The 16393-nt window shown below is 65.6% G+C and carries 14 protein-coding genes and 1 other RNA gene; 10 read left to right on the forward strand and 5 right to left on the reverse strand.

Going from position 1 to position 16393, the window contains the following annotated elements:
* The first annotated feature begins 8 nt into the window (after nt 1–8).
* Entirely contained in the window at nt 9–2177 is a 2169-nt protein-coding gene (locus AC1RR3_RS03245; protein WP_492819262.1) for a xanthine dehydrogenase family protein molybdopterin-binding subunit, read from the forward strand.
* On the forward strand, nt 2174–3517 hold the full coding sequence (locus AC1RR3_RS03250; RefSeq protein ID WP_492819264.1) for a c-type cytochrome: 1344 nt from the start codon (nt 2174–2176) through the stop codon (nt 3515–3517). The genes AC1RR3_RS03245 and AC1RR3_RS03250 overlap by 4 nt, the downstream gene beginning before the upstream one ends.
* 198 nt (nt 3518–3715) lie before the next feature.
* Here AC1RR3_RS03250 and AC1RR3_RS03255 read toward each other — a convergent pair whose 3' ends face one another.
* The 5 genes from AC1RR3_RS03255 to AC1RR3_RS03275 all read right to left on the reverse strand — a co-directional run bounded on the left by AC1RR3_RS03255 (nt 3716) and on the right by AC1RR3_RS03275 (nt 6320).
* Nucleotides 3716–4540, reverse strand: a complete 825-nt coding sequence (locus AC1RR3_RS03255; protein WP_492819266.1) for a TIGR00282 family metallophosphoesterase — start codon at nt 4538–4540, stop codon at nt 3716–3718.
* Complete coding sequence (locus AC1RR3_RS03260) at nt 4518–5114, reverse strand: 5-formyltetrahydrofolate cyclo-ligase (protein ID WP_492819268.1); 597 nt, start codon at nt 5112–5114, stop codon at nt 4518–4520. Before AC1RR3_RS03260 ends, AC1RR3_RS03255 begins: the two co-directional genes overlap by 23 nt.
* A gap of 212 nt (nt 5115–5326) precedes the next feature.
* A non-coding RNA gene (gene ssrS / locus AC1RR3_RS03265) (6S RNA) lies at nt 5327–5487 on the reverse strand.
* Nucleotides 5488–5619: 132 nt separating this feature from the next.
* Nucleotides 5620–6003: a cell division protein ZapA gene (locus AC1RR3_RS03270; protein WP_028138455.1), complete on the reverse strand. Its 384-nt coding sequence runs from the start codon at nt 6001–6003 to the stop codon at nt 5620–5622.
* Entirely contained in the window at nt 6000–6320 is a 321-nt protein-coding gene (locus tag AC1RR3_RS03275) for a DUF4164 domain-containing protein (RefSeq protein ID WP_020608063.1), read from the reverse strand. Before AC1RR3_RS03275 ends, AC1RR3_RS03270 begins: the two co-directional genes overlap by 4 nt.
* A 284-nt stretch (nt 6321–6604) precedes the next feature.
* On the opposite strand from AC1RR3_RS03275, the gene tkt reads away from it, so the two are divergent.
* The 8 genes from tkt to AC1RR3_RS03315 all read left to right on the forward strand — a co-directional run bounded on the left by tkt (nt 6605) and on the right by AC1RR3_RS03315 (nt 16227).
* On the forward strand, nt 6605–8590 hold the full coding sequence (gene tkt, locus AC1RR3_RS03280) for a transketolase (protein WP_492819271.1): 1986 nt from the start codon (nt 6605–6607) through the stop codon (nt 8588–8590).
* A 170-nt stretch (nt 8591–8760) separates the two neighbouring features.
* Nucleotides 8761–9768 carry a type I glyceraldehyde-3-phosphate dehydrogenase gene (gap, locus tag AC1RR3_RS03285; protein ID WP_492819273.1) on the forward strand — a complete coding sequence of 336 codons (1008 nt, stop codon included), beginning with the start codon at nt 8761–8763 and terminating at the stop codon, nt 9766–9768.
* Between the two features lie 150 nt (nt 9769–9918).
* Nucleotides 9919–11115, forward strand: a complete 1197-nt coding sequence (locus tag AC1RR3_RS03290; protein WP_492819275.1) for a phosphoglycerate kinase — start codon at nt 9919–9921, stop codon at nt 11113–11115.
* Nucleotides 11116–11169: 54 nt separating this feature from the next.
* Entirely contained in the window at nt 11170–12237 is a 1068-nt protein-coding gene (gene fba, locus AC1RR3_RS03295) for a class II fructose-bisphosphate aldolase (RefSeq protein ID WP_492819277.1), read from the forward strand.
* 296 nt (nt 12238–12533) lie between these two features.
* Nucleotides 12534–13559 (forward strand): class I fructose-bisphosphate aldolase, encoded by a 1026-nt coding sequence (locus tag AC1RR3_RS03300; protein WP_492819279.1) that lies wholly within the window; start codon nt 12534–12536, stop codon nt 13557–13559.
* Nucleotides 13560–13562: 3 nt separating this feature from the next.
* On the forward strand, nt 13563–14252 hold the full coding sequence (locus tag AC1RR3_RS03305; RefSeq protein WP_492819281.1) for a thiamine phosphate synthase: 690 nt from the start codon (nt 13563–13565) through the stop codon (nt 14250–14252).
* An 8-nt stretch (nt 14253–14260) separates the two neighbouring features.
* Nucleotides 14261–15343 (forward strand): tetratricopeptide repeat protein, encoded by a 1083-nt coding sequence (locus AC1RR3_RS03310; protein WP_492819283.1) that lies wholly within the window; start codon nt 14261–14263, stop codon nt 15341–15343.
* Between the two features lie 98 nt (nt 15344–15441).
* Nucleotides 15442–16227, forward strand: coding sequence for an inositol monophosphatase family protein (locus AC1RR3_RS03315; RefSeq protein ID WP_492819285.1), 786 nt, complete (start codon nt 15442–15444; stop codon nt 16225–16227).
* Nucleotides 16228–16393 lie beyond the last annotated feature (166 nt).

Consider the following 16393-nt stretch of genomic DNA (forward strand, 5'->3'; position numbering starts at 1 on the left):
GGTCCGCCATGAATGCACACAACAACGTTTCCCGCCGCACGCTTCTGACCGGCGGCCTCGCCACCGGCTTCCTGCTTGCCTTCCATCTACCGCTGCGCGCCGCCCCCAACGAGCCGGTGCAGCCGGAGGACAAAACCGACGGCAAGTTCGCGCCGAATGCCTTCATCCGCATCGATCCTGAAGGTCTGACCACGCTGGTGATGCCGCAGGTCGAGATGGGACAGGGAATCTATACCGCGGTCTCGATGATCCTGGCGGAAGAGCTCGACGCGGATTGGTCGAAAGTCCAACTGCTGCACGCTCCGGCCAACGAGAAGCTCTACGGCAATCCCATTTTCATCATTCAGGCGACCGGAGGCTCCACGTCGGTGCGGGCGTTCTGGAAACCGCTGCGCGACGCCGGTGCCAGCGCGCGTGCCATGCTGGTGCAGGCCGCAGCCGCGCAATGGGGCGTCGAGCCCGCCAGCTGCACGACCTCGAAGGGTGCGGTGACCCACAAGGCGAGCGGCCGGACGCTGGCCTATGGCGCGCTTGCGGCAGCCGCAAGCAGCCAGACGCCGCCGAAGGACGTCCCGCTCAAGGACCCCAAGGATTTCGTCTATATCGGCCAGCCGTTCAAGCGGCTCGACACCCCTGACAAGGTCAACGGCAAGGCGGTCTACGGCATCGACGCCATCGTGCCGGGCATGAAGTTCGCGACGCTGGCGCAGTGCCCGGTGTTCGGCGGCAAGGTCGGCAAGGTCGATGACCGCGCCGCGAAGACAATTCCGGGCGTGCGGCAGATCGTCGTGCTCGACGATCTCGTCGCCGTCGTCGGCGACCACATGTGGGCCGCGAAGAAAGGCCTGGATGCGCTCAATATCGCGTGGGACGAGGGACCGAACGCAAAGATCGATTCGAAAGCGATCTGGGACGATCTACGCGCCGCCAGCGCCAAGGACGGCGTGGTCGCCAGATCCACCGGCGACATCGCCAAGGGCCTCGCAACAGGCGAAAAATTCGAAGCTTCGTTCGAGCTGCCGTTCCTCGCCCACGCAACGATGGAGCCATTGAACGCCACGGTGCACTGCAAGCCGGATTCCTGCGAGATCTGGACCGGCACGCAGATCATGGCGCGCGTGCAGTCGGAGGCGGCCAAGGCCGCCGGGCTGCCGGTCGAGAAGGTCACCGTCAACCAGCACCTGCTGGGCGGCGGCTTCGGCCGCAAGCTCGAGCCGGACATGGTGGTCGCGGCGGTTCGCATCGCCAAGCAGGTCGACGGGCCGGTCAAGGTGGTGTGGACCCGCGAGGAAGACATTCAGCACGACGTCTATCGCCCCGTCTATCGCGACACGATCGCAGCGACTTTGTCGGGCGGCAAGATCGCCAGCTGGAAATACAAGATCGCGGGTGCAGCGATCATCGCGCGCTGGCTGCCGCCGGCGTTCCAGAAGGGCATCGACATCGACGCGATCGACAGCGCCACCGACGTGCCCTACGAGATCCCGAATGTTCACGTCGAATATGTCAGGGCCGAACCGCCGGGGATACCGACCGGGTTCTGGCGCGGGGTCGGCCCCAACAACAATGTGTTTGCGGTCGAATGCTTCATCGACGAACTGGCGCGCAAGGCGGGCATGGACCCGGTCGCGTTTCGCCGGGGCATGCTGGCCAATCAGCCGCGCTTCCTGTCGGTCCTCAATCTTGCGGCAGAGAAAGCCAATTGGGGTCAACAATTGCCGGCGCGCGTCGGGCGCGGCGTGTGCCTGCAGCCGTCGTTCGGGAGCTTCATTGCAACCGTCGTGGAGGCTGAGGTCGACGAGCAAGGCGAGATCAATCTGCGCCGTGCGACCTCGGTGGTGGATACCGGCATCGCCGTCAATCCTGACACGATCGTGGCCCAGGTCGAGGGCGGGCTGATCTTCGGCCTGACCGCCGCGCTCTACGGCGAGATCACCATCGAGAAGGGGCGCGTCCAGCAATCCAACTTCAACGACTACCGGATGTTGCGGATCAACCAGACGCCGAAGATCGAGGTTCACCTCGTCAAGAGCGGCGAGGCCCCCGGCGGCATCGGCGAGACCGGCACCACGGCCGGACCGCCGGCGTTGCGCAATGCGATTTACGCGGCAACCGGCGTGGCGCTGCGGCGCCTGCCGATCGACCGGAAACTGCTGGCTGCGGGGAAAAAGGCATGAGCGGCAAGATGCGTATCCTCACAAGCGTCGTTGTCATCGGCGTCGTCGCAGCAGGCCTCGGCGTCTGGATCATCCGCGGGCCCGGCCCGCTCGATTTTGCCGGTGGCACCAAAGTGGTGCTGGCGGATTACCGCGCCGGCAAACCGACCGGCGTGCCGGCCAAGCTGGAGAAAGCCAGCCTGGTCGAGCGCGGCGAATATCTGGCGAAGGCGGCCGACTGCATGGTCTGCCACACCAAGCCCGGCGAGAAGGACTATTCCGGCGGGCTCGCCTTCAAGCTGCCGTTCGGCACGCTCTATTCCACCAACATCACGCCGGACAAGGACACCGGCATCGGCAATTACAGCGACCAGGATTTTCTGGGCGCGGTCCAGCACGGCAAGCGCCGTGACGGCGCCCGGCTCTATCCGGCGATGCCGTATACGTCCTACACCTTCATGACCGACGAGGACGTGCTGGCGGTGAAGGCCTATCTGTTCAGCCTGCCGGCGGTGCGTGCGAAAGCGCCCGACAACACGCTGTCATTCCCGTTCAACCAGCGCTGGGCGATGATTTTTTGGTCAGCCGTGTTCAATCCGGACACGCGCTTTACGCCTGACACGTCGAAGAGCCCGGAGTGGAATCGCGGTGCGTATCTGGCGGAAGCGCTGGCGCATTGCGGCGAGTGCCACACGCCGCGCAATCTCGGCTTCGCGCTCGACAACCGCAAGAAATTCGCAGGCGCTCTGACCGCCGGCTGGCGTGCCTTCAACATCTCCTCCGACAAGGCGACCGGCCTCGGCAATTGGAGCGATGCGGACCTCGTCTCGTATCTGTCGCTCGGCCATGCACCGGGCCACGGCTCGGCCTCGGGCCCGATGGGTGAAGCCGTCGACCACAGCTTCAGCCAGTTCGCCCCCGAAGACATCAGCAGCATCGTTGCTTATCTGCGCAGCGTGCCGCCGGTGCCTTCGCCAGACCTGCCGGCGACCACGGCGCCGGTCGCGCCCGTCTCGCACAAGGACGGCGTCACGGCGGACGCGCGCGGCAAGAAAGTGTTCGCCAGCGCCTGCGCCAGTTGCCACGGCTGGAGCGGCGAAAGCCCGGTGTCGCCAATGGCAACACTCACCGGCACCTGGGCCGTCAACGATCCCGCCGCCACCAACGTCGCGCAGATCGTGATCTCCGGCACCAAGCGGCATACGCCTGATGGCGCGCTGTCGATGCCGGCGTTTGGCAATGCGTACACCGATGACGAGATCGCGGCGGTGGCGAATTACGTGACGGCGCGGTTCGGGACCAAGGGCTCGAAGCTGACGGCGAAGGATGTGGCGGGGTTGCGGGAGCAGACGGCGGAGTAGGTATCGCCGCGAACACCACTGTCCCTTCTCCCCCTTGTGGGAGAAGGTGGCGCGAAGCGCCGGATGAGGGGTTGTCTCCGCAGATTCAAACGTAAGAGACTGGCGTGCGGAGAGAACCCCTCACCCGTCTCGCCGCTGCGCGGCGAGCCACCCTCTCCCACAAGGGGCGAGGGTGCACCGTCAACGCCGCACGAAAATTCAGCTCAACCAGAACTTCGGCGTCGTCGGCTCCAGCCTGCCGCCGACACGCACTGGCGCGACCCGCAGCGCGAGCCCCGTTGCATCATCGGTCTCCACCGCGACGCCGCTGAGCGTCGCAGCCCCCGCCGCGGGCTCGAACCGGCCCGACGGAATCCCCGACGTGAACCGGCGCAGCGGCTCTTCCTTCTGCATGCCGATGATGGAGTCGTAATCGCCGGTCATGCCCGCGTCGGTCATGTAGGCGGTGCCGCCTGACAGGATCTGGTGATCGGCGGTCGGCACATGGGTATGCGTGCCGACCACGAGGCTGGCGCGGCCGTCGCAGAAGAAGCCGATGCCCTGCTTCTCGCTGCTGGCCTCGCAATGGAAGTCGACGACGATGGCATCGGCGGCAACGCCGAGCGGACAGGCCCCTAACTCACGCTCCAGGGCTGCGAAGGGATCGTCGAACGGGGTCATGAAGACGCGGCCCAAAGCATTGACGACGAGCGCATGCTTGCCGTTCTTGGTCTCGACCAAGGCGGCGCCGCGGCCGGGCGTGCCGCGCGGATAGTTGGCCGGACGCACCAGGCGCTCGGCACGCTCGATGAACACCAAGGCTTCGCGCTGGTCCCAGGAGTGGTTGCCGAGCGTCACCGCATCGGCGCCGGCATCGAGAAATTCCTGGTAGATCGCTTCCGTGATGCCGAAGCCGCCGGCGGAATTCTCGCCGTTGACGACGACGAAATCGAGCGACCAGTCCTTGACCATGCCGGGCAGGTATTCGGCGATGGCGTTGCGGCCGCTCCGGCCGACGACATCACCCACGAACAGAATGCGCAACTTCAGAACTCCGGAAATCAAACACGTCGGATTCCGTTAGCACATAATCCAGCGCGACGTCGTGGGATAGTGCCGGAACCGCCTTGATCTCCTGCGCTGCAAAAGCAAGCCCGATGCCGACGATATTCTTGGTCTTGCGTAAGTGAGCGAAGGTGAAATCGTAATGCCCCGCACCATAGCCGATGCGATGGCCGAGGCGGTCGAACGCGGCGAGCGGCGTCAGCATGATGTCGGGGATGATCTCGGCCGCGGCCGGCGACGGCTCGGGAATGCCGAGCGGGCCGAGCATCAGGCGGTCGTTCGGATGGAAGATGCGGAACACCAGCGACTGGCCGCGCGCGGTGACGCAAGGCAGCGCCAGCTTCGCGCCCTCCTCGGCGAGCTTCCTCATCAGCGGCATCGGATCGATCTCGCTGCGGATCGGCGAATAGCCGGAGACGATGCTGCCAGGCAGGAGATCGAACGGCAGCCCGCGCTTGGCGAGCTTTGCGGCGGCGGCGGTGCGCTTCTTCTCGCCGAGCGCGTCGCGCGCCGCCAGGGCTTTGGCGCGGAGTTCGGATTTGGTGTTGGTCATCTGCGTTTGCTCCGAAGGCCGAGCCTTGCTCCGCCGTCATCCCCCGCGAAAGCGGGTGATCCAGTATTCCAGAGACGCCAGTGATCGAACATCGACGCCGCGGCGTACTGGATGCCCCGCTCCCGTGCGCAATTGCGCACTAGGCGGGGCATGACACTGCCGGTTCGTCGTGGACGGCTATTCGACAAGTACGCATTGCCAGCAAACAAAAGTGCGAAGCCGCAAACGCCGTTGAAGCGCTCGATCCCGGAGTTCCCTACGAAAGTAGGTGGGCACCATATGTCCGGGCCCACGGGCCCGGCCAGGGACAGTTCCCTAAAGGATCGATAAGGCCCCGGGGATATATGGCTCCGGACGCGCGTCGCAGCCTCGCTCACGCAATGTAACAACGATACTGACGAATCGCCAGCCCGGTGAGTGGTGGCCAGTTGCTCGCCAGCTTCACCGGTGGACTCCCTCTCCCGCAAGCGAGGGAGGGAGCGCACCGCCCGCATGGCAGCAGTCGCTACCCGATCGCAATCCCATTCCCCACCGTCCGGTTCAGGACCTGGGTCGACTTCTCGATGCGTTCGGCGGCCGCGTTAAGCGCATTCACCACTGCGGTCTGGGTCAACCGGGCGCGCTCGACGGCGGCATTGCGGAAATCCCGCAGCTCGGTCAATTCCTGCTCCATGGTGCGGACGCGGTTGCCGGCGTCGACCAGCTCGTCACAGACGGTCAGCGCCGCCATCACGGTCAGGCGCGCATCGCCGATCTCGCCGAATTTTCCGCGCAACGACTGAATCCGTGTTTCCAGGCTTTCGGCGAGCTTGAGCAGCCGCACCTCCTGCCCCTCCTCGCAGGCCATGCGGTATTGCCGGCCATTGATGGTGACGTTGATGTGGCTCATCCATCCTCTCCGGTATCGAGCACCGAGCGTATCGTGACGATTGCGGAATCCAGCCGGTCGGAGATCTCGCGATTGGTGCGCTCGAGCTTGCGCGCCTTCACCAGCGCGCCGTCGAGCTCGTCGGCAAGCCGCGAGCGGTCGGCGCCGAGCGCCTGGATTCGCGCCGCAAGCTCGTTCTCGTCGCGATCGGCATCGCGCCGCCGCTCGACCGCGCTCTCAAGCGCGTCGAGCGCCGCCATGAGCCTGCGGGTCGCGATCTCGATCTCGACGGCGGAGGACTCCGTCATGGCAGAGCTGTTGGACACGCGATCGTTCATGCAGTCAGCGGCGGAACCTGTGGCCTCAACCTGGGAGCCTGCCGTCCGGCAAAAGACTCGGTTCGGCAAGCGGTTAGAAGCAGAAATTTACGTGGCAAGCTAGCGAAGCGCAACGCCGCCACGAAACTATGCACTGCTAAGCAACTTTTACGGCCAAACCGACGTTTGACCGCCTTGGACTCCCGGAACTGAGGTGCTATCCCAGCCCGATCTTCCGTGGCCGCCAGGCTCCTCTCGCGCGGCCCGCACACCGCCAAGCGCCTCATTTCAGACGGATTTCAGACATGACGCAAGTCGACCACAACCGCATGGCCAACGCGATCCGTGGCCTCTCGATGGACGCTGTCGAGAAGGCGAAATCGGGCCATCCCGGCTTGCCTATGGGTGCCGCCGACATCGCCACGGTGCTGTTCACGCAATTCCTGAAATTCGACGCGGCCTCGACCGACTGGCCCGACCGCGACCGCTTCGTGCTCTCGGCCGGCCACGGCTCGATGCTGCTCTATTCGCTGCTGTACCTGACCGGCAATGCCGACATGACGCTCGACCAGATCAAGCAGTTCCGCCAGCTCGGCGGCTTGACCCCAGGGCATCCCGAGAACTTCCACACCAAGGGCATCGAGACCACCACCGGTCCGCTCGGCCAGGGTATCTCGACCGCGGTCGGCATGGCGCTCGCCGAGAAGATGCTCGCCGCCGAGTTCGGCAAGAAGATCGTCGACCACCACACCTATGTGCTCGCTTCCGACGGCGACCTGATGGAAGGCGTGTCGCAGGAAGCGATCGCGATGGCAGGGCACTGGAAGCTCAACAAGATGATCGTGCTCTACGACGACAACGGCATCTCGATCGACGGCCCGACCTCGATTTCCGATTCCGTCGACCAGGTGAAGCGCTTCAAGTCGGCGGGCTGGGCTGCCGAGAAGATCGACGGCCACGACCAGGCTGCGATCGCCGCCGCCATCACCCGCGCCAAGAAATCCAGCAAGCCGACGCTGATCGCCTGCCGCACCACCATCGGCTTCGGCGCGCCGCACAAGGCCGGCACGTCGAAGGCGCATGGCGAGGCGCTCGGCGCCGACGAGCTCAAGGCCGCCAAGGAAAATCTCGGCATCTCGCTCGAGCCGTTCTCTGTGCCTGACGACGTGCTGAAGGCCTGGCGCGCAGCCGGCAGCCGCGGCGCTTCGGCTCGGCAGGAATGGGAGGCACGGCTCGGTGAGCTCGGCAGCCGCAAGCGCGCCGAGTTCGAGCGCCGCCTGCGCCACGAGCGTCCGGCTTCGCTGGCCAAGGCGGTGCGCGCCTACAAGAAGGAGCTGCTGGAAAAGCCGATGAATGCGGCGACCCGCAAATCCTCGGAAGCCGTGATCGAAGTGATCGCCGGCGCGATGCCGATGGAATTCCTTGCCGGCTCGGCCGACCTCACCGGCTCCAACAACAACAAGGCGAAGTCGGCGACAGCTTTCTCCGCCAAGACGCCGAAGGGCCGCTTCATCCATTACGGCATCCGCGAGCACGGCATGGCGGCGGCGATGAACGGCATCTTCCTGCACGGCGGCTTCGCGCCGAACGGCGCGACCTTCCTCGTCTTCACGGACTATGCGCGCCCCGCGATGCGCCTGGCCGCGCTGATGGGCGCCGGCGTCGTCTATGTGATGACGCACGACTCCATCGGTCTGGGCGAAGACGGCCCGACCCATCAGCCGGTCGAGCACCTCGCCGCACTCCGCGCCATTCCGAACATGCGTGTGTTCCGCCCCTGCGACGCCATCGAGGTCGCCGAGTGCTGGGAGCTTGCGCTCAACCGCATTGACGGCCCGACCGTGCTGGCGCTGACGCGGCAGAACCTGCCGCAGCTGCGCACCACTGCGCCGAATGAACCCTCCTGCCAACAAGGCGGCTACGAGCTGGTCGCAGCCCAGGGTGAAGCCAAGGCGACGCTGTTCGCCTCCGGCTCCGAGGTCGAGATCGCGGTTGCCGCCCAGAAGCAGCTTGCCGAGCGCGGCATCCCGTCGCGGGTGGTGTCGGTGCCCTCGCTCGAGCTTTTGTTAGCGCAACCAGAAGCCAAGCGTGCCGCCATCATCGGAAACGCGCCCGTGAAGGTCGCGATCGAGGCCGCGGTGCGCTGGGGCTGGGATGCCGTGATCGGCCAGGATGGCGAATTCGTGGGCATGCATTCCTTCGGCGCGAGCGCGCCGGCGAAGGATCTTTACAAGCATTTCGGTATTACCGCCGAGGCTGCGGTTAACGCTGTGCTGAAGCGCGTTTCCTGAGAGTTGAGCTTGCCAAAAAAAAGGACTACCTAACGTCTCATATGATCAAGCACCGCCCGGCCGAACCGGGCGTCCGCCCCTAAAAAACCCTCGCAGGCGCGTATGGCGCGTTGTGCGGGATCAATAGGCGTTATCGAACCCGTCATTGAACGGTCATAAGGAGATGAAACATGGCAGTCCGCGTCGGAATTAACGGTTTTGGCCGCATTGGCCGTAACATCCTGCGGGCTATCGCCGAGTCCGGCCGCAAGGACATCGAGGTCGTCGGCATCAACGACCTCGGCCCGGTCGAGACCAATGCCCATCTCCTCCGCTTCGACAGCGTCCATGGCCGTTTCCCCGGCACCGTCACCGTCGATGGCGACTCCATCAGCCTCGGTGGCGCCAAGATCAAGGTGACCGCCGAGCGCGATCCCTCGAAGCTGCCCTGGAAGGATCTCGGCATCGACATCGCGATGGAGTGCACCGGCATCTTCACCTCGAAGGACAAGGCCTCCGCGCATCTGACCGCCGGCGCCAAGCGCGTGCTGGTCTCCGCGCCCGCCGATGGCGCCGACGCCACCATCGTCTACGGCGTCAACCACGACACGCTGACCAGGGATCATCTGGTCGTCTCCAACGGCTCCTGCACCACCAATTGCCTCGCGCCGGTCGCCAAGGTGCTGAACGACCTCGTCGGCATCGAGACCGGCTTCATGACCACGATCCACGCCTATACCGGCGACCAGCCGACGCTCGACACCATGCACAAGGATCTCTACCGCGGCCGTGCGGCTGCGATGTCGATGATCCCGACCTCGACCGGCGCGGCGAAGGCGATCGGCCTGGTGCTGCCCGAGCTGAAGGGCAAGCTCGACGGCGTCGCGATCCGCGTGCCGACCCCGAACGTCTCGGTCGTCGACCTCAAGATCATCGCCAAGCGCGCCACCGACGTGAAGGAAATCAACGCGGCGATGAAGCGCGCCAGCGAGCAGCAGCTCAAGGGCATTCTCGGCTACACCAGCGCGCCGAACGTCTCGATCGACTTCAACCACGATCCGCACTCCTCGACCTTCCACGAGGACCAGACCAAGGTGCAGAACGGCACGCTGGTGCGCGTGATGTCCTGGTACGACAACGAGTGGGGTTTCTCGAACCGCATGGCGGACACCGCCGTCGCGTTCGCGAAGGTGATCTAAGCAGGGTCTCGCGTCCCGGACGCGGTGCAGCGCGCAAGCGCTGCTCCGCAGAGCCGGGACCCATTTCACCACGGGACTCGCTGCAATGTGGGTCCCGGTTCTGCACAGCGGCACTGCGCGCCGCAGTGCGCCCGGGACAAGGGCCATCCGATGACCAACAAATTCCGCACCCTCGACGACGTCGAATTGAAGGGCAAGCGCGTGCTGCTGCGCGTCGACCTCAACGTGCCCATGGACAACGGCCGCGTCAGCGACGCCACCCGGCTCGAGCGCGTCGCGCCGACGATCAGCGAAATCTCGGACAAGGGCGGCAAGGTGATCCTGCTCGCGCATTTCGGCCGGCCGAAGGGGCGCGATGCCAAGGACTCGCTCAAGCCCGTGGCCGAAGCGCTGGCGAAGGTCGTGAAGAAGCCCGTCGCGTTTGCCGACGACTGCATCGGTGAGCCCGCGGCCAAGGCCGTGGCGGCGCTGAAGGATGGCGACATCCTCTGTCTGGAAAACACCCGCTTCCACAAGGAAGAGGAAAAGAACGATCCCGCCTTCGTCGCGGAGCTCGCAAAACTCGGCGACATCTGGGTCAATGACGCGTTCTCGGCGGCGCACCGCGCCCACGCCTCGACCGAAGGTCTCGGCCACAAGCTGCCGGCCTATGCCGGCCGCACCATGCAGGCCGAGCTCATCGCGCTGGAGAAGGCGCTGGGTTCGCCGACCAAGCCTGTCATCGCGATCATCGGCGGCGCAAAAGTCTCGACCAAAATCGACCTCTTGGAAAACCTCGTCACCAAGGTCGATGCGCTCGTGATCGGCGGCGGCATGGCCAACACCTTCCTGCATGCCCAGGGCGTCGGCATCGGCAAGTCGCTGGCCGAGAAGGATCTCGCCGCGACTGCGCTGCGCATCATGGAGAAGGCGGAAGCCGCCAACTGCGCCATCATCCTGCCGGTCGACGCCACCGTCGCCTATCATTTCGCGGCGAACGCGCCCTCGCATGCCTATGGGCTCGACGCGATCCCGGCCGACGGCATGATCCTCGACGTCGGCCCGCAATCGATCGCGCGCGTCCATGCGGCGATCGACGACGCGGCGACGCTGGTCTGGAATGGACCGCTGGGCGCCTTCGAGCTGCAGCCGTTCGACCGCGGCACCGTCGCGGCGGCCAAGCATGCCGCGGAGCGCACCAAGGCCAAGAAGCTGATCTCGATCGCGGGCGGCGGCGACACGGTTGCGGCCCTCAACCAGGCCCATGTGGCCGGTGACTTCACCTATGTCTCGACCGCCGGTGGCGCATTTCTTGAATGGATGGAAGGCAAGCCCCTGCCCGGCGTCGAAGTTCTGCGCATCAAGTAATCAGTCGACAGGTAGCTAGCGGGCCCTGAAGGCCCAAACGGGAGAAAAACACAGATGGCTCGGATCACGTTACGTCAATTGCTCGACCATGCGGCGGAACACGATTACGGCGTACCGGCCTTCAACATCAACAACATGGAGCAGGCGCTGGCGATCATGGACGCCGCCAACAGTGTCGACGCGCCCGTCATCATCCAGGCCTCGCGCGGCGCGCGCTCCTACGCCAACGACATCATGCTCAAGCACATGATGGACGCGGTGACCGAGATCTATCCGCACATTCCGGTCTGCGTGCATCTCGACCACGGCAACGAAGCCGCGACCTGCATGACCGCGATCCAGGCCGGCTTCACCTCCGTCATGATGGACGGCTCGCTCAAAGCCGACGGCAAGAGCCCGGCCGACTGGACCTACAATGTCGGCGTCACCAAGACGGTGACCGACATGGCCCACCTCGGCGGCATCTCGGTCGAGGGTGAGCTCGGCGTGCTCGGCTCGCTCGAAACCGGCATGGGCGACAAGGAAGACGGCCACGGCGCCGAAGGCAAGCTCTCCCACGACCAGCTCCTGACCAATCCGGACGAAGCCGTGAAGTTCGTCCAGGAGACCAAGGTCGACGCGCTCGCGATCGCGATGGGGACGTCGCACGGCGCCTACAAGTTCACCCGCAAGCCCGACGGCGACATCCTCGCCATGAACGTGATCGAGGAGATCCATCGCAAGCTGCCGAACACGCATCTGGTCATGCACGGCTCCTCGTCGGTGCCGCAGGACCTCCAGGACATCATCAACGAGTTCGGCGGCAAGATGAAGCCGACCTGGGGCGTGCCTGTGTCCGAGATCCAGCGCGGCATCAAGCACGGCGTGCGCAAGATCAACATCGACACCGACAACCGCATGGCCATGACCGGCCAGATCCGCAAGGTGTTCAAGGAGCACCCGGAAGAGTTCGACCCGCGCAAGTACCTGAAGCCCGCGATGGAGGCGATGACCAAGCTGTGCAAGCAGCGGCTGCAGGAGTTCAACACCGCAGGCCAGGCCTCCAAGTTCAAGAAGGTCCTGACCCCGGCGGACATGGCCAAGCGCTACGCCAAGGGCGAGCTGGATCCGAAGGTCGCGTAAGCGATCGCGTGGTGGCGTGATGCTGCTCTATCCTCCCCCTCTCCCCGCTTGCGGGGAGAGGGTTGGGGTGAGGGGGAGTCTCCCCGGGGACGCTGGCAGTTGGACTCGCGGAGAGTCCCCCTCACCCGGAATCTGCGCTGATCGCGCGCATTCCGGCCTCTCCCCGCAAGCGGGGAGAGGCGAACAACCCTGACCTCCCGCCCCCCTTACCCCTGCGACCAACGTTAACTCGGCAATTGCCCGAGAACCGTCTATTTTCACAGGCAAGGGCAGAATCGTTTTGGGAGGACCTCTCGATGAATCTGACTGAGCTCAACAGGATCGCGACCGCCATGGTCACCCCAGGCAAGGGCATCCTTGCCGCCGACGAATCCTCCGGCACCATCAAGAAGCGTTTTGACGCGATCGGCGTGGAATCGACAGAAGGCAATCGCCGCGACTATCGCGAGATGCTGTTCCGTTCGAAGGACGCCATGAGCCAGTACATCTCCGGCGTGATCCTCTATGACGAGACGATCTGGCAGGATGCCAGGGACGGCACACCGCTGGTGAAGCTGATCGAGCAGAGCGGCGCCATTCCCGGCATCAAGGTCGACGAAGGCACGCAAGCCTTGCCGATGTGCCCGGGTGAAACGATCACCGTCGGGCTCGACAAGCTCGCCGAGCGGCTGAAGACATACTACGAGCGCGGCGCGCGCTTCGCGAAATGGCGCGCGGTGATCGACATCGGCGGCGGGATCCCCTCGATGACCGCGATCAGCGTCAACGCCCATGCGCTGGCGCGCTACGCCGCGCTGTGCCAGGCCGCACAGATCGTGCCGATCGTCGAGCCGGAGGTGCTGATGGACGGCGACCACGACATCGACCGCTGCTATGAGGTCACCCAGCGCGTGCTCAACAAGACCTTTCAGGAGCTGCGCGTGCAGCGCGTCGCGCTCGAAGGCATGGTGCTGAAGCCGAACATGGCGATCTCTGGTAAGACATCACCGAAGCAGGCCTCCGTCGAAGAGGTCGCGGAGAAGACGATCCGGCTGCTGAAGGCGTGTGTGCCGGCGGCGGTGCCCGGCATCGCCTTCCTCTCCGGCGGCCAGTCCGACGAGGAGGCGACCGCGCATCTCAACGCCATGCACAAGCTCGGCCCGCTGCCCTGGGGCCTGACCTTCTCCTACGGCCGCGCGCTGCAAGCCGCGCCGCAGAAGGCCTGGTCCGGCAAGGCCGAGAACGTCACAGCCGGGCAAAATGCATTCAGCCATCGCGCCCGCATGAATGGCCTCGCTTCCAAAGGCGAATGGCAAAGCAGCCTGGAAAAGAAAGCAGCCTAGATCTTGTCGAACAAATCGCCTCCACCGCGCCCGGCGCCGCGCCTCTATCTCGCGACCCCCATTGTTGATGATCCCGCTGCGCTCGGCGCCGAACTGCCGGGCCTGCTCGCCGCCGCCGATGTCGCGGCCGTGCTGCTGCGGCTGAAGGAGGCCGACCAGCGCACCATGATCTCGTGCATCAAGGCGCTGGCGCCGCCGGTGCAGAAGGCGGGCGCTGCGCTGCTGATCGAGGGCCATGCCGAACTGGTCGCGCGCGGCGGCGCCGATGGCGCGCACCTGCCCGGCATCGCCGCGCTGAAAGAGGCGCTGCCATCGCTCAAGCCCGATCGCATCGCCGGTGTCGGCGGGCTGACGACGCGGCACCATTCCATGGATGCGGGCGAGATCGGCGCGGATTATGTGCTGTTCGGCGAGCCCGACTTGAAGGGCCAGCGGCCGTCGTCCCAGGCGATTGCCGAGCGGCTGGACTGGTGGGCCGAGCTGTTCGAGCCGCCCTGCGTCGGCTTTGCCATTTCGCTGGAAGAGGCCCACGATTTCGCCGCCAGCGGCGCCGATTTCGTGCTGGTCGGCGACTTCATCTGGGCCGATCCGCGCGGGCCCAAGGCGGCGCTGATCGACGCCGACGCCGCGATCAAGAAGGGCTTTGCGGCTGCGCTTGCGAGCCAGGATTCTGAAGGCCAGGAGCACGGCTAGCGCCCGACATGAAGCTCCCGCGCCTCACCATTCTGGCCACGCTGCTGCTGACAGCGCCCGCGGCTGCGCAACTCCAGATCACGCCGCCGGCGGCGACGCCGCCCCCGCCGGCCGAGAAGCAGAAGCCCAAGCCGCCTCCGCCCGCCAAGAAGAAGGAGGCCGCACCGGCGCCAAAACCTTCGGCCTCGCCCAAGCCCGCCGCCTCCCCCAAGCCGGCGCTGCCCGCGACCGTGATCCCGGCGCCGGCGACCGATACGCCCGGCGTCGATCTGGTGTTCGGCGCCTACCAGCGCGGCCAGTACAAGACGGCGTTGGATCTCGCCACCGCCCGCGCCGCGACCGGCGATGCCAAGGCCATGACCATGCTGGGCGAGCTCTATTCCAACGCCATGGGCATCCGCCGCGACTACGCCAAGGCGCTGCAATGGTACAAGCGCGCCTCCGACGCCGGCGACCGCGAGGCGATGTTCGCGCTCGCCATGCTGCGCATGTCCGGCCGCGGCAGCCCGGTCGACAAGAGCGAGGCGGTCAAGCTGATGGCCTCCGCCGCCAAGCTCGGCGAGCCCAAGGCCGCCTATAATCTTGCTTTGCTCTATCTGGACGGCCAGACCTTGCCGCAGGACGTCAAGCGCTCGGCCGAGCTGCTGCGCCAGGCGGCGGACGCCGGCCTGCCCGAGGCGCAATACGCGCTCGCGACCTTCTACAAGGAGGGCACCGGCGTGCCCAAGGACCCGGAACGCGCGGTGCGGCTGCTCCAGGCCGCCACGCTCGCCGACAATGTCGACGCCGAGGTCGAATATGCCATCGCGCTGTTCAACGGCACCGGCACGCCGAAGAACCAGCCGGCGGCTGTCGCATTGCTCCGCAAGGCGTCCCGCCAGGGCAGCGCGATCGCGCAGAACCGGCTGGCCTGGGTCCTGATCAACGGCATGGGAACGTCGGTGGACAAGGTCGAGGGCTTCAAATGGCATCTGGTGGCCAAGACCGCCGGCAAGGGCGATCCGGAGCTCGACAAGCAGTTCTCCGACCTGCCCCCCGACGACCGGTCCAAGGCGGAGGCCGCGGCCCGGAAATGGCTCGGGACCAAATGACTTGACCCAATGACTTGACGTCAGGCCCCCCGCAGGGCACCCCATCCCTCAAACAGGCGCGATTTCGCGCCATTTCCCCCGATCAAGATCTAGAGCACATGCTGTATTCCGCAACTATCAACGTCATGGTCAAGGCCGCGCGCCGCGCCGGCCGCAGCCTCAAGCGCGATCTCGGCGAGATCGAGCATTTGCAAGTCTCGCTGAAGGGGCCGGCCAATTTCGTCTCGCTCGCCGACAAGCGCGCCGAGGAGATCCTCTACCAGGACCTCGCCAAGGCCCGCCCCGGCTACGGCTTCATCGGCGAAGAGGGCGGCACGCGGGAAGGCTCCGACAAGAGCCACACCTGGATCGTCGATCCGCTCGACGGCACCACGAACTTCCTGCACGGCATCCCGCAATTCGCGATCTCGATCGGCCTTTCGCGCGAGGGCACCATCATTGCCGGCGTGATCTACAATCCCGCCAATGACGAGCTCTACATCGCCGAGCGCGGCAAGGGCGCCTTCCTCAACGACCAGCGCCTGCGCGTGGCCGGCCGCCGCCAGCTCAACGAATGCGTGGTGGCCTGCGGCCTGCCCCATATCGGCCGCGGCGACCACGAGGAATTCCGCCGCGAGATGACCGCGATCCAGGACCGCGTCGCAGGCCTGCGCCGCTTCGGCGCCGCCTCCCTCGACTTAGCCTTCGTCGCCGCCGGCCGCCTCGACGGCTATTGGGAGCGCAACCTCCAGTCCTGGGACGTCGCCGCCGGCCTGATCATGGTGCGCGAAGCCGGTGGCACGGTGACCGACATCGACACGCCGGGCGACCCGGTGGTGACCGGGCATGTCGTGTGCGGGAATGAGTTTGTGCACGGGGAATTGGTGAAGGTGTTGAGGAAGTAGGAGGAGGCCCTTCCTTACTTCGTTCCTGAACTGCACACCCTTGCGTGAGAGCGAAAGAATGGAGGCCGCAAAATGGCGCCCTCCATTCTCACATCGCGCGGAGCGCGACGATTGCTTTTCGGCCGCATGTTGGCCCAGGCGCACTTTGTCATGGCGAGCTCTGTGA

Source organism: Bradyrhizobium sp. GW821-FHT13H05, from assembly GCF_058804065.1.